At 38.8% G+C, this 14,009-nt stretch carries 14 protein-coding genes; 7 read left to right on the top strand and 7 right to left on the bottom strand.

Annotated features, from left to right (window positions below; genetic code table 11):
- The first annotated feature begins 37 nt into the window (after positions 1–37).
- The 5 genes from fdnG to G3341_RS13420 all read left to right on the top strand — a co-directional run bounded on the left by fdnG (position 38) and on the right by G3341_RS13420 (position 6,025).
- Positions 38–3,085, top strand: coding sequence for a formate dehydrogenase-N subunit alpha (gene fdnG, locus G3341_RS13440; protein WP_154624643.1), 3,048 nt, complete (start codon positions 38–40; stop codon positions 3,083–3,085).
- Between the two features lie 12 nt (positions 3,086–3,097).
- Positions 3,098–3,979, top strand: a complete 882-nt coding sequence (gene fdxH, locus G3341_RS13435) for a formate dehydrogenase subunit beta (protein WP_154624642.1) — start codon at positions 3,098–3,100, stop codon at positions 3,977–3,979.
- Entirely contained in the window at positions 3,972–4,625 is a 654-nt protein-coding gene (gene fdnI, locus G3341_RS13430) for a formate dehydrogenase-N subunit gamma (protein WP_154624641.1), read from the top strand. Before fdxH ends, fdnI begins: the two co-directional genes overlap by 8 nt.
- A gap of 105 nt (positions 4,626–4,730) precedes the next feature.
- Complete coding sequence (locus tag G3341_RS13425; protein WP_163862419.1) at positions 4,731–5,411, top strand: hypothetical protein; 681 nt, start codon at positions 4,731–4,733, stop codon at positions 5,409–5,411.
- Between the two features lie 155 nt (positions 5,412–5,566).
- The gene (locus G3341_RS13420; protein WP_154624639.1) at positions 5,567–6,025 is read left to right on the top strand and encodes a YbaK/EbsC family protein; all 459 of its coding nucleotides are present in this window, start codon (positions 5,567–5,569) and stop codon (positions 6,023–6,025) included.
- A 7-nt stretch (positions 6,026–6,032) separates the two neighbouring features.
- Here the strand turns inward: G3341_RS13420 and G3341_RS13415 are convergent, their stop codons facing one another.
- Together G3341_RS13415 and G3341_RS13410 are read right to left on the bottom strand one after the other, a co-directional pair.
- The gene (locus G3341_RS13415) at positions 6,033–6,587 is read right to left on the bottom strand and encodes a GNAT family N-acetyltransferase (RefSeq protein ID WP_154624638.1); all 555 of its coding nucleotides are present in this window, start codon (positions 6,585–6,587) and stop codon (positions 6,033–6,035) included.
- A 14-nt stretch (positions 6,588–6,601) separates the two neighbouring features.
- A complete protein-coding gene (locus tag G3341_RS13410; RefSeq protein WP_154624637.1) occupies positions 6,602–7,042 on the bottom strand; it encodes an acetyltransferase in 441 nt (146 codons plus the stop codon).
- A 309-nt stretch (positions 7,043–7,351) separates the two neighbouring features.
- Here G3341_RS13410 and agp point away from each other — a divergent pair, with 309 nt between their 5' ends.
- Both agp and G3341_RS13400 read left to right on the top strand, forming a co-directional pair.
- Positions 7,352–8,605, top strand: a complete 1,254-nt coding sequence (gene agp / locus G3341_RS13405; RefSeq protein WP_163862415.1) for a bifunctional glucose-1-phosphatase/inositol phosphatase — start codon at positions 7,352–7,354, stop codon at positions 8,603–8,605.
- An 87-nt stretch (positions 8,606–8,692) separates the two neighbouring features.
- Positions 8,693–9,304, top strand: coding sequence for a GNAT family N-acetyltransferase (locus G3341_RS13400; protein WP_244316436.1), 612 nt, complete (start codon positions 8,693–8,695; stop codon positions 9,302–9,304).
- Positions 9,305–9,485: 181 nt separating this feature from the next.
- Here G3341_RS13400 and G3341_RS13395 read toward each other — a convergent pair whose 3' ends face one another.
- The 5 genes from G3341_RS13395 to G3341_RS13375 all read right to left on the bottom strand — a co-directional run bounded on the left by G3341_RS13395 (position 9,486) and on the right by G3341_RS13375 (position 14,004).
- A complete protein-coding gene (locus G3341_RS13395) occupies positions 9,486–9,923 on the bottom strand; it encodes a universal stress protein (protein ID WP_154624635.1) in 438 nt (145 codons plus the stop codon).
- 223 nt (positions 9,924–10,146) lie between these two features.
- A complete protein-coding gene (locus tag G3341_RS13390) occupies positions 10,147–10,713 on the bottom strand; it encodes a tetratricopeptide repeat protein (RefSeq protein WP_154624634.1) in 567 nt (188 codons plus the stop codon).
- Positions 10,714–11,249: 536 nt separating this feature from the next.
- Positions 11,250–11,735 carry an AmiS/UreI family transporter gene (locus G3341_RS13385; RefSeq protein ID WP_154624633.1) on the bottom strand — a complete coding sequence of 162 codons (486 nt, stop codon included), beginning with the start codon at positions 11,733–11,735 and terminating at the stop codon, positions 11,250–11,252.
- Between the two features lie 3 nt (positions 11,736–11,738).
- A complete protein-coding gene (locus G3341_RS13380; RefSeq protein ID WP_163862411.1) occupies positions 11,739–12,752 on the bottom strand; it encodes an AAA family ATPase in 1,014 nt (337 codons plus the stop codon).
- Positions 12,753–12,957: 205 nt separating this feature from the next.
- Positions 12,958–14,004 carry an aliphatic amidase gene (locus tag G3341_RS13375; protein ID WP_154624631.1) on the bottom strand — a complete coding sequence of 349 codons (1,047 nt, stop codon included), beginning with the start codon at positions 14,002–14,004 and terminating at the stop codon, positions 12,958–12,960.
- Positions 14,005–14,009: the final 5 nt, after the last annotated feature.

Raw genomic sequence — 14,009 nt, 5'->3', positions numbered from 1 at the left:
CCCTCCGATTTATACAATAAATATAAAGAGGGAAGCAATGAACGTCAGTCGCAGAAAGTTTTTTAAAATCTGTGCCGGCGGGATGGCAGGTACGACAGTAGCTGCGTTAGGTTTTATGCCTTCAATGGCAATGGCTAATGTACGTGAATATAAATTACTCAGGTCTAAAGAGACTCGTAATACTTGTACTTACTGTTCTGTAGGTTGTGGATTATTAATTTATAGCATGGGCGATGGTGCCATGAATGCTAAATCTGCTATTTTCCATGTTGAAGGGGACCCTGATCATCCTGTCAATCGAGGAGCTTTATGTCCTAAAGGGGCTGGGCTACTGGATTATATCCATAGTGAAAACCGCTTACGTTATCCTGAATATCGCGCGCCAGGTTCTGATAAATGGCAACGCATCAGTTGGGATGATGCCTTTACCCGCATTGCACGGTTAATGAAAGATGATCGTGATGCCAATTTCATCGAAAAAAATGAACAAGGTACAACAGTAAATCGTTGGTTATCGACGGGGATGCTTTGTGCATCAGCGGCAAGCAACGAAACGGGTATGTTAACTCAGAAATTTGCACGTTCCCTCGGCATGTTAGCCGTCGATAACCAAGCACGTGTCTGACACGGACCAACGGTAGCAAGTCTTGCTCCAACATTTGGTCGCGGTGCGATGACCAACCACTGGGTTGATATTAAAAATGCGAATGTTGTTGTTGTGATGGGCGGAAATGCTGCGGAAGCTCACCCTGTTGGGTTCCGTTGGGCGATAGAAGCGAAGAATAACAATGATGCGACACTGATTGTGATCGATCCGCGTTTCACTCGTACGGCATCTGTGGCCGATCACTACATACCAATTCGCTCAGGTACTGATATTACTTTTTTATCAGGGGTTCTGCTATATCTGATTGAAAATAATAAAATTAATGCGGAGTATGTTCAACACTATACCAACGCAGCGTTGTTGGTCAGAGATGATTTCAGCTTTGAGGATGGTTTATTTAGTGGTTATAACGCGGAAAAACGTGCTTATGACAAAACGACATGGAACTACCAATTTGATGAAAATGGTCACGCACTACGTGATGACACGCTACAAAACCCACGTTGTGTATGGAACTTACTGAAGCAGCATGTTTCTCGTTATACACCTGAAATTGTAGAACAAATTTGTGGTACACCGAAAGATGACTTCTTGAAAGTTTGTGAAATCTTAGCTTCAACAAGTGTGGCGGATAGGACAACGACTTTCTTGTATGCATTAGGTTGGACCCAACATACGGTTGGCGCGCAAAATATTCGCACAATGGCGATGATCCAATTGCTATTGGGTAACATGGGAATGGCAGGTGGCGGAGTCAATGCGCTACGTGGACACTCAAACATCCAAGGTCTTACCGATTTGGGCTTGTTATCGACTAGCTTACCTGGCTATCTCACTTTGCCATCTGAAAAAATGCTGACGGTGGAGAGTTATTTGGCCGCGAATACGCCAAAAGCCACTTTACCCAATCAGGTTAACTATTGGAGTAATTATCCAAAATTCTTTGTTAGCTTGATGAAGTCTTTTTATGGTGATGCGGCACAAAAAGATAACCAATGGGGTTATGACTGGTTACCAAAATGGGATCAAGCTTATGATGTGATGAAGTATTTTGACATGATGAGCAAAGAACAAGTCAATGGCTATATTTGCCAAGGCTTTAACCCTGTTGCGTCATTCCCAGATAAAAACAAAGTGGTTAGCTGCTTAAGTAAACTGAAGTATTTAATTGTTGTTGACCCACTCGTCACTGAAACGGCTAACTTCTGGCAAAACCATGGTGAAATGAATGATGTTGATACGGCATCCATTCAAACTGAGGTATTCCGTTTGCCATCAACATGTTTTGCTGAGGAAGATGGTTCGATCGCTAATTCAGGCCGTTGGCTACAGTGGCACTGGAAAGCCGCAGATGCACCTGGTGAAGCACGTAATGATGGTCAAATCCTAACCGGCATTTTGTATAAAATCCGTGAGCTTTATGAGCAAGAAGGTGGTCAGGGTCGTGACCCGCTTATGCAGATGCGTTGGGATTACAAGCGTCAATTCCATCCAGAATCAGAAGAAGTAGCCAAGGAAAATAACGGTATTGCATTGGCTGACCTCTATGATGCGGATGGTAATTTGCAAGCGAAAAAAGGCGAGCTACTCAGTTCTTTTGCGTTATTACGCGATGATGGTTCTACGGCATCATCTTGCTGGATCTATACAGGTAGCTGGACAGAAAAAGGCAATCAGATGGCAAATCGTGATAATAGCGACCCATCTGGCATTGGTAACACATTAGGCTGGGCTTGGGCATGGCCACTCAATCGTCGCGTCATTTATAACCGTGCTTCTTGTGATACACAAGGTAAGCCATGGGATAAAAAACGCATCTTGATTGAATGGAATGGCAAAAAATGGGTCGGTAATGATATTCCTGACTTCAATGCTTCTGCGCCTGAAGTAGGAACTGGACCATTTATTATGCAACCGGAAGGTTTAGGTCGTTTGTTTGCGATTGATAAAATGGCGGAAGGTCCATTCCCTGAGCATTACGAACCATTTGAAACGCCATTAGGAACTAACCCGTTGCACCCGAATGTGGTTTCAAACCCAGCAGCACGTATTTTTGAGGAAGATAAAAAACGCCTCGGAAATCACGAGCAATTCCCTTATGTCGGTACCACTTATCGTTTAACTGAACATTTCCATACATGGACTAAGCATGCTCGTTTGAATGCGATTGTACAGCCTGAGCAATTTGTGGAGATTAGCGAAACTCTGGCAAAAGCGAAAGGCATCGTGAATGGCGATAAGGTTAAAGTCAGCAGTAAACGTGGCTTCATTAAAGCGGTGGCTGTGGTCACTCAACGATTGCAGACATTAATGGTGGATGGCAAACCGATCGAAACGGTCGGGCTACCTATCCATTGGGGCTTTGAAGGTGCAACCCAAAAAGGGTTTATTACGAATACATTAACTCCATCTGTTGGTGACGCGAACTCTCAAACTCCTGAGTATAAAGCGTTTTTAGTTAATATCGAGAAGGCGTAAGGGAGGGAACGAATGCAATCTCAAGACATTATTAAACGTTCCGCGACCAATAGCATTACGCCTCCCCCACAGGCGCGTGATGATAAGTTTGAAGTTGCGAAACTGATAGATGTGACATCCTGTATTGGTTGTAAAGCCTGTCAGGTTGCGTGTTCAGAATGGAACGATATTCGTGATGAAGTCGGTCATTGCGTTGGTGTTTACGATAACCCAATGGATTTGAGCGCGAAATCATGGACCGTGATGCGATTTAGCGAAACCACTGAAAATGGCAAGCTAGAGTGGTTAATTCGTAAAGATGGTTGCATGCATTGTACGGACCCTGGGTGTTTAAAAGCCTGTCCGTCGGCGGGAGCAATCATTCAATACGCAAATGGTATCGTGGACTTTCAATCTGAGCACTGTATTGGTTGTGGGTATTGTATCGCGGGTTGCCCGTTCAATATCCCGCGTTTAAATCCAAAAGATAACCGTGTTTATAAATGTACACTGTGTGTGGATAGGGTTGCTGTAGGGCAAGAGCCTGCTTGTGTGAAAACTTGTCCAACAGGCGCGATCCATTTCGGTACCAAAAGAGAAATGCTGGAGTACGCTTCCGAACGTGTTGATAAGCTACAAAAACGTGGTTTTAAAAATGCGGGGATCTATGATCCAGAAGGTGTTGGCGGTACTCATGTAATGTATGTGCTACAACATGCGGATAACCCAGAGTTATATCATGGTTTACCGAAAAATCCGCAAATTGATACCCCAATTAACCTGTGGAAGGCGGTGTTAAAACCACTTTCAGTGGTGGGCTTTATTGCCACTTTTGCAGGGCTAATTTTCCACTATGTTGGAATTGGTCCTAATAAAGAAGTGGATGATGAAGAGGAGGAAGATGGTCATGAGTAAAAAGAGCAAAATGATTGTTCGGACAAAATTTATTGACCGAGCATGCCACTGGACCGTGGTTATCTGCTTCTTTTTAGTTGCTTTGTCAGGGATTGCCCTATTTTTCCCAACATTGCAATGGCTGACAGAAACCTTCGGAACGCCGCAAATGGGACGGATTCTGCATCCTTTCTTTGGTGTATTAATTTTTGTGGTGTTGATGTTTATGTTTTTCCGTTTTGTGAAACATAACATTCCGGATAAACAGGATTTACCTTGGATTAAGAACATCGTTGAAGTTTTAAAAGGTAATGAACACCATGTAGCGGATGTAGGAAAATATAACGCTGGGCAAAAAATGATGTTTTGGAGCATTATGAGTATGATTTTTGTACTCTTAGCGACTGGCATCATAATATGGCGTCCTTATTTTGCGCATATCTTCCCAATGTGGATGGTTCGCTGGAGCTTATTTATTCATGCAGCAGCAGCCATCATCTTAATTCATGCCATTTTGATCCATATGTACATGGCTTTTTGGGTTAAAGGGTCGATTAAAGGCATGGTAGAAGGTAAAGTCAGCCGACGTTGGGCGAAAAAACATCACCCTCGTTGGTATCGTGAAGTTGAAGCGAAAGAGGCGGAAGCGGAAAAAAACAAACCGTAAGCTTATAAACTGCCGTTATTTGAGCCACCGTCATTTTATGCGGTGGCTTTTTTGTATGTTTTTTTGCTAATGTTATTTATCACGAGTGTTGTCATAGGAAAAATAATGCGGGCTGATCAATATATTGCGTACTGTTTTGTGAGGGCAATGAAGCGGGAAAAAGATATTTTATTATTGCAAAAAATGTCTTATGTGAAACATTGGGTATTATGTAACCAAGCGGGTGTTGAGGTTATCAGAACGGTAGAAATTACATATTTCCTTGATAAATTACGCGATTATCTGGATGGAATGATAAGCAAACAGGTTTATTTCAATCAACAACAACAGATCGTCATCGCGGATGGTGATGTATGTGTAAAATTGTTTACTGTGGAATGGACGGGAGAAAATGCAGTTTTAATTGAGACTGTGGCGGAACAATCCATATCGTCATTGCAAAATGAAGGACATAATCAACAGGCATTTTTAAAGACGCTACAAGAAATTGAACGGCTAGCAATGCAAATTGGGGAAACTGGTTTTGCCGCTATTTTTAGATCACAAGCAGAAAAACTACTAAAACCAGTTAAAAATAATGAAATGCTTTGTGAATGCTTATTTGATGTGGCTTGTGGTGCTTGGGTTTTTGGTGGGATGGGCTCATGGAATGATTCAGCGCCTTTTTTAGCTTATGAAAAAGGCTTAGAACCTGAGTATGATAAGCTAACTCACCAATTATACCATCATATTCAGCATGCTCTCCGTTATTCAGCAAATCATTGTGATGTGAGCACCGAGAGCTAAAAAATGCACATTTTCTGAAAAGTTTTCATTAAAATCATCCTATTTTAGGGTGGTGGTTTTCATTAATTTGCGGCACCTAATGGTGTTTTTTAATTTCTAAACCAATAAACGAAAAAATAATAATCACTTGCAAACCATAACAAAAGAGTACAACGATGAGTATAGAATCTGTTAGAAAGTTTATCGCCCAACATGCTCCTGATATCGAGATTATTGAGACTGACGGGGTGACAGCCACTGTTCAGCAAGCCGCACTTGTTCATAATGTCGAGCCTAATCAGATAGCGAAGACCCTATCACTAAAAGTAAAAAATGAGGTTATCCTTGTCGTGTGTGCAGGAGAGGCTCGTTTGGATAATCAAAAGGTCAAACAGGCTCTCGGTTCGAAAGCAAGAATGCTCAGAGCGGATGAGGTGGTGGAGTTAACCAGCCACCCTGTTGGGGGTGTTTGTCCTTTTGGTTTACCTTCAGCGTTAGCGGTATATTGTGATATATCGCTACAACAATATACTGAGGTACTACCTGCCGCAGGGTCGGTTAACAGTGCATTACGTATTTCACCTCAGCGCATGTTAGAACTTACTCAAGGTTCTTGGATCGATATTTGCCAATAATGATGGATTAATTTGATAAATAAGGGTTTTGTAGACGATATAATACATGCTCTTGTAGCCAATGGCCTTCAGGGAGGGCGGGATGAGCAAAGTTTTCAGGGTCTTTCGTCATGCCCAATTTTTTCATCACGCCCTCAGAAGGTGTGTTAGCGACCGCGGTGAAAGCAACGATCTCATTTAATTTCAGTTGATTAAAAGCAAACTGAATTGCAGCTTGAGCCGCTTCAATGGTATAACCTTGTCGCCAATATTGAGGACGTAATCGCCATCCAATTTCGGTACACGGCGAGAAAGGAAATTGATATTCGGGAATATTTAGACCAACAAAACCAATTAATTCATGTGTCGACTTTAATTCAACAGCCCACAATCCCCATCCTCCTTGGCTGGCAAATCGCGCCATAATCGTATCCATAAAGTGATCGCTTTGTGATTTATTTAATACGAAAGGAAAATAACGCATGACTTCAGGGGAACTATTCATTTCAAAAAACAGCGCTTTGTCTTGTTCAGTCCAGCCACGTAGAAGTAAGCGGGGAGTTTCAAGTGTAATAATTGACATATAAAAGCCTTATATTATTTTGTGTGTAGCCTCAGATGAAGAATGGGGAAGGGATTACCTTCACCATCTTTTTCTGAGCGTGCAAATTGCCTAAATCCCATATGCTGGTAAAAACCAATGGCCTGTGGATTTTGCTCATTCACATCAACGTCAGTAATTGCGAGTTGCTCAATAGCAAAACGAAGTAATTGTTTGCCGATCCCTGAACCTCGATGAGATTGTGAAATAAATAGCATCTCTAGTTTATTTTGGTCAACACCGATAAACCCAGTTATTTTATTATCTTCAGTAACCGCAACATAGACTGAGAGTTGCGGTAAATACTCTTTATAGATGGCGACTTTTAATTTCTGTAACGTTGCTTCAGGTAAAAAATCGTGTGTTGCTCTGACGGATGACTCCCAGACATCAATAATTTCATTGTATTGTGATGGGGTAGCGGCTTGAATTCTCATCGGAGTAAACTCCTAATTTGGTGAATAGAATATTGTCAGTCGTTGCGGTTAATATCAACCATGCCTTTATAGGGTTTCGCTAATATTCTTGGTTGAAGCGATTATAACAATAAATAGCCATTAATGACCTCGCTTAGTTCTTATTTCGTAGTGAAGTCTGTTTTTGAGATATTAATCGCAGAAAAAAAAGTCAGTTACTTCATTATAAGATAGCAGTAAATTCAACTAGAAATAGGAATAAGTTATTTATTTTACAATAAATTAATGTCATGCGACAAAATACAACAACAAAATGGTAGGGGTATTTCGATGAAATATAAGGTTTTAACACTCTGTTTATCTGCTGCACTATTGGCGCCAATCGCTCCTGCATTTGCAAATACCGATAATGCTGAAAATATGCAACTCGACCAAGTATTATTATTAAGTCGCCATAATTTACGAACACCTATTGTTAATACGGGGATCTTAACGGAAGTTACCGATAAAAAGTGGCCTGCATGGGATGCGAAGAGTGGGTATTTAACGACAAAAGGCGGCGCACTTGAAGTTTATATGGGGCATTATTTTCGGGAATGGGCGGATGAAAAGAAGTTACTCGCCGATGAATTATGCCCAACGAGTAATGAAGAATTATTTGTTTATACAAATAGCTTGCAAAGAACAATTGCGACAGCACAATTTTTCACCGCGGGTGCATTTCCCGGTTGTACTGTGAAAATTCATCATCAACCTGAAATTGGCACCATGGATCCCGTCTTTAATCCTATTATTACTAACGATAGCTCTGAGTTTAAGCAAAAAGCCTTATTAGCGATGGAAGAGCATTTAAAACAGCTCAACCTGAAACCAGGATATGATGAGCTAGATACTGTTCTTGATATTAAAAACTCGCCAAAATGTAAAACGGATAAGCTGTGTGAACTTTCATCACAAGATAATCGTTTTATTATTGAGGCTAATAAAGAGCCAGGTGTAGCTGGGGCGCTTAAAATTGCGAACTCAGCAGTCGATGCGATCGATTTGCAATATTATGAAGGGTTCCCAGAAAAACAAGTTGCATGGGGAATGGTAAATACAGCAGATAAATGGCGTAAGCTAAACACGTTAAAAAATGGCTATCAGGAAACTTTATTCTCTCCTAAATTAATTGCTAAAAATGTTGCTCATCCTTTATTAAATTACATTAATAAAGGCTTCGTTTCTGTCGATAAAGGAGAAACGGCAAAATTTATTATGCTGGTTGGTCATGATTCAAATATTGCTTCCTTAATGTCAGCCATGGATTTCAATCCGTACCAATTGCCAGAGCAATATGAATATACCCCAATTGGTGGAAAATTAGTTTTCCAACGTTGGCATGATAAGAGTGATAATAAAGATTATGTGAAGGTGGAATATGTTTATCAAACAGCAGATCAACTTAGAGATAATAGCTACCTTTCTTTAGAAACCCCACCTAAACACGTCACGTTATCTATGAAAAATTGCCCTATCGATAAGAACGGTTATTGTTCTTGGGAAGATTTTCAAAAAGTGATGCAATCTGCATTAGCGCAATAATGGTTTTATTGATACGCACTAGCCCGTGATAAAAGCGGGCTTTTTACTTTATTGAATCATTATCGTGTTGCGTTAAGTCGATAGTCAATGCGGCTTAACGATACTCAATTTAGCGAGTTATTAGCGAGTACTGGCGACTTGAAGAATGGCAACTCTCGTTGTTATTATGGCTGTTTATTAGCGGAATTCACGGATAAATTATATAACATGGACATTCAACTACTGCACTTAAATCAAATAGACTGTAATGACATTATCGCACTCAATACGCATCCTCTCGTATTAGCACACATGCCCCTTGGAGATGACCAGTTTGATGAGCCATTTTGCCACCAATGGGTTAAGCAAAAAGAGCAACACTGGCATACACATGGATTTGGTGTATGGGCATTGGTTGTTGATGGTAGGTTTATTGGATGGGGAGGGTTTCAAGATGAAAATGGAGATGCTGATTTAGCGTTAGTATTGCATCCAGATTATTGGGGGTGCGGTAAAAAAATCGTGAATAAAATGCTTGAACAAGCGGTGACTCATATGTCGTTACCCTCAATAACCATTCATCTTCCACTCAGTCGTAAAAAACTGGGGGCTATTTACCGTTATGGTTTTGTGGAAGAAGGTGAAGTGAGTTTTGATGGGGTCATTTTCAAACGATTTAGATTGAAATTAGCCGAACTATCTAAGAAAAAACCCTGCTAGAAAGCAGGGCGTGAAAGCCACGAAAATGTTTATGAGGCTTCAATCTAACCTATAATCTTGTGTAATAGTCTTATAAATTGTGTGTATTTATTATCTCTTGAATTGGTCTTAAAGAGATGATCTCAATAAGATTAAAATCCAAACATTTCACTAAAAATGTTATTTTTTACTACCCTATATTTCAGCGGATCACCAAAACAGATGTTTTTGCGTAACGTACGACTGATGCAGCATTAGAGCCGAGTAAATAGGTAGACATGCTTGGGTGGCGAGAACCAATTAAAATGATATCTGCATTGATCTCTTCGGCGATAGCCAAAATTTCATCCTTAACTGAACCTACAGAGGATGTAACATGTACCTTATCAGCAGGGATAGCAAAGCGTTTTACTTTCTCTTTTAATTCATTGAGGATGATTTCCGCTTGTTTTTCATCATCGGGAAAATCGCCAGGAAGAATGGTTCCACCGTAGCGTAAATAGTTAGAAATGGGAGCACTAACAGCGAGAAAATGCACTTCGGCATTATTTAATTTCTGGATGGCAGTGACATGAGGGATGACAAGGTCGGTAAGTGCGTCTTCACTAACATCAATCGGAACTAGAATCGTTTTGTACATAAATCCTCCTTTTTGTCTTTTATTTTATAAGTTTAGAACATTTCCATGCATATTGAAATTAATCATTACTATTTTAAAGACAATGAACTATTTAGACTTAAATGGAGCAGATAGTGGGGGAGTAGGATGAAAAATAGAGAGGAATATTATCAGGAAAATAGAATATATTTAATCCACAACTCATAACGAATTTCGCTAGAGTTGTGGCACGATTTGGTATCAATTATTTTTTACAAGCTTCTTTTAAACCGCCTTTGCAGGCTTGACTCAAGTATTGTTTGGCTGCTTTATCATCTATTTCGATACCTTCACCATTTTCATACATTTTTCCGACTTGAAATTGTGCTGGTGGATATTTTTTATCGGCAGATTTTTTAAACCAGTCAAAAGCCACGATATAATTTTGTTTAACACCGATCCCTTGATAATAAATTTGCCCCATATAATTTTGAGCTTCGGGATTACCTTGGTTGGCAGATTTTTCAAACCATTGAATCGCAGTTTCAATATTCGGCTCAACACCGTTACCATTTAAGTACATATCGCCTAAAAAAAGCTGTGCATCTGCACTGCCTTTATTAGAGGCCATGGTTAACCATTTTTTAGCTTTCGGGTAGTCCTTCTTAACTTCATTTCCCAAGTAGTAGCCGATACCCAGCATGACTTGAGCTTTGATGTCACCTTTTTGAGCCTCTTTTTCAACCAATTTGATCGTTTCGTTAGAGACAGCGGCAAAGCTTGAATGCATCGAAATAATGAAAAGTAAAATGAATGAATAGATTTTATACATAATGTTGTGAATATCTTATATTGTGTCAGTGAGCAAGGTAAAGGTGGTTGTACACGCTATGTTAAGATGATAGTCCAAACAAATAACAACATCATTAACACTCAGGATTAGCGTTAGCAACAAAATTTTACTTTAAATACTTTACGTCTCTAGGCATAGAATATCAATGTGTTTTAGTTTTTTATCTCACTTTGCTAACGCTTTTTAAAATAAGAATGTGCGTAAAGTTGTTTTTATCTCGTTCATTATCGTAATTTACTAGTTTTAGGTGTGTGTTATGCAGGGTTAGTATTGTAGTGAACGGATGTATTTTTATTTATAGGAAAATCCTGCTTTTTTAAAGAGGCAATTTCGTTGTTCTATTTTAAGAAAGTGCGATCGGTTCTCATACTCGTTAAGAATAGAACTATCACACGGTGATAGGCGTATAAAGTGAGGTTCTTCCTATTATAAGGGGTTAATTAACGTGAAATCCTGATAATGCTAATCCCCCTACAATATCTAGAGGGTACTAGCGATTTATTTATTGCTATTGATTACCAGTGATTAGTCACCATCATTAGCCCTGGTATGGCGCAGGTAACAATACCAACGAGTAGTGTTAACGTACCTAGATGATTAATTTTAATATTCAGTGAGAATGTACAAAAAAACAGTAACCATAATATTGCCCATACTAACCAGAGCACAACCATGCGAATATCTGAACTGGCATAATAGGCATAAAATAAGGCATTAAAAAAGACAAAAAGACAATACCATCCAAATAATTTACCCGATAAGGAATATATTTTCACAAAACTTAAAAATAGATAAGTGAAGGTAAATAGCATAGATTGTGCTATTGCAGTGTAGGCTATACTCTCTTTAGCATTGATCATTAAAATGATATTACCAATTAAACAAAAACAACCAATAATACCATTAAATATTCCCGTTTCTTTATCATCATATCCTTTTATAATTGCGATTCCATTTATACTCAAAACACTACCAATAAAAATAAGTAATATCCCCTCCATCGTTCACCTCTTAATGATAAATTGATTATTATCGACAGTGAGCACTATATGCTTTGAGTGCTCATTATTGAATATCGCTCTTGCGACTAAAGGTTCTATATGTATCTTAAAAATACGCTTTATATCTCTTACACCATAACGTGGGTCACACATTGAATTTATTTTCACTTTTGCTAAAAAATCGAGTGTGATATTAATTGAATACTGTACTATTCTTTGATTAAGATTGGATAATTGCATATCAATTATTTTAATCGCTTGTTCAGAGGTTATTTTCTTAAAGCTTATTTTTCTATCTATTCGATTAATAAATTCGGGGTCAAACTGTTTTTCAAGTAATGAGATGATTTTATTATCATAGCTCTTTTTTGACCATAACTTAGTTATACCCTGTTTTTCATTTAAAATATCTTTAGAGCCTAAATTAGACGTCATAATAATTATTGTATTTTTGAAGTTAATCGTTTTTTGGCCATTGGCAAGTTCTAATTCTCCAGTATCAAGAATATTCAGTAATGTTCTGATGACGCTTTTGCTGGCTTTTTCGATTTCATCAAATAATACAATGCCAGGAGTATTATAGCTGCCCTCTATTTTATCAGTATCAAATAACGAGTAGGACTCTTTACTTCCTGAATAACCTGGTGGTGCACCTGATAAAGAGGCAGCATAGTGATCTTGAGACAAAGTATTCATGTTTATTCGGCAATAATGCGCTTTACCATTATTGATTGCCTTCGCTAAAGCAATGACTGTTTCTGTTTTTCCTACCCCAGTTGGTCCTAAGAATAACAATGTAGTTAATGGTCTATTGGGATCAAATATATTGGTTTTAATGCAGTAAAGAATATCTTTTAGCTGAGTTAATACTTCATCTTGCCCAATGATAGTTTTTTCAATATTCTCGATAACATTTTCTGGGTCAAAGATAAAACGAAAATGTCCTTTCTCTATTTTTAGAGATGAAGTGTTTTTTTCTTGAAGGTTCGATGCTAACATATCATTGATAAAAGGCATGTTTGTTCCTAATTAATGATAATGGATAAAGTAGTAATTCAAGAACAGCAGTGTATTTCTATTAATCATGCAAGTTGCTATTTATATAATATTTGGCTAATAGAGATGCCAAATACTCTCCATTTATCCTTGATGTAGAAAATTAATAGCAAGTATTAATATATTTAACGTTTATTCAATAATGAATTACTACTTCAGATTTTAGTTAACCAACATTTTTTATTTTATTTTCATCCGTGGGTAAATCGTAAACTTGGCATTCTGAAATACCGATAGTATCTCGAGTGATGCTTTCAACCTGTTCTTGCGTTTTTTCTGCATCAAGTACCCAGCTGCGATAAAATTCAAAAGGACACTCAGCAAGCCCTTTATTACCGTCACCCGAATTATAAATACCGGTATAGCCACGATGTAAAATCTTAAATAGATGGTTTTGTGATTGATCATATCGGCGAGCATCGCGGATTTCAGTTACTGAGAGTTGAGCATACTGCACACCCATTTCCTCTTCACCACATTCACCTAATGTATGTCCATCAAAACCAATAATCGCAGAATGCCCAAAGTAGGTATAAACCCCATCAAACCCAGTGCCATTTGCGACAGCAACATAACAGTTATTTGCCCATGCCATGGTTTTTGCCATCATTATCTGTTGTTCTTTAGCGGGATACATATAACCTTGACAACGAACAATAAGTTCTGCGCCTTTCATTGCGCAATCACGCCATATTTCAGGGTAATTTCCATCGTCACAAATGATCAGGCTTATTTTTAATCCTTTAGGTCCATCAGAAACATAAGTTTTATCGCCGGGGTACCAGCCTTCGATAGGGCACCATGGAATAATTTTACGGTATTTTTGGACTATATTACCGTTATCATCGATCAAAATAAGCGTGTTATAGGGCGCTTTTAAAGGATGTTCTTCATGTTGTTCACCCGTGATAGAAAATACCCCCCAAACCTTATTCGCTTTACAAGCCGCTGAAAATATTCTTGTTTCATCACCGGGAACCGTTGCTGCGGTAGCCATCATTTCTTCATGATCATACATGATCCCTTGGGTGCTATATTCAGGAAAAATAATAAGGTCAAGACCTGGAAAGCCTGTTTTTATACCCGCAATGACATCTGAAATTTTATTTGCATTTTCAATAACATCATCTCGGTTATGCAAGCGAGGTATTTTGTAATTAACGACAGCAACACCCACGGATGTAGGACTACTCGAAATATCACCATGTCTCATAGATT

It is taken from the genome of Providencia vermicola (assembly GCF_010748935.1).
GTDB lineage: Bacteria > Pseudomonadota > Gammaproteobacteria > Enterobacterales > Enterobacteriaceae > Providencia > Providencia zhejiangensis.
The sequence above is the reverse complement of the archived record's forward strand: the minus strand, read 5'-3'. Positions and strand labels throughout refer to the sequence as shown.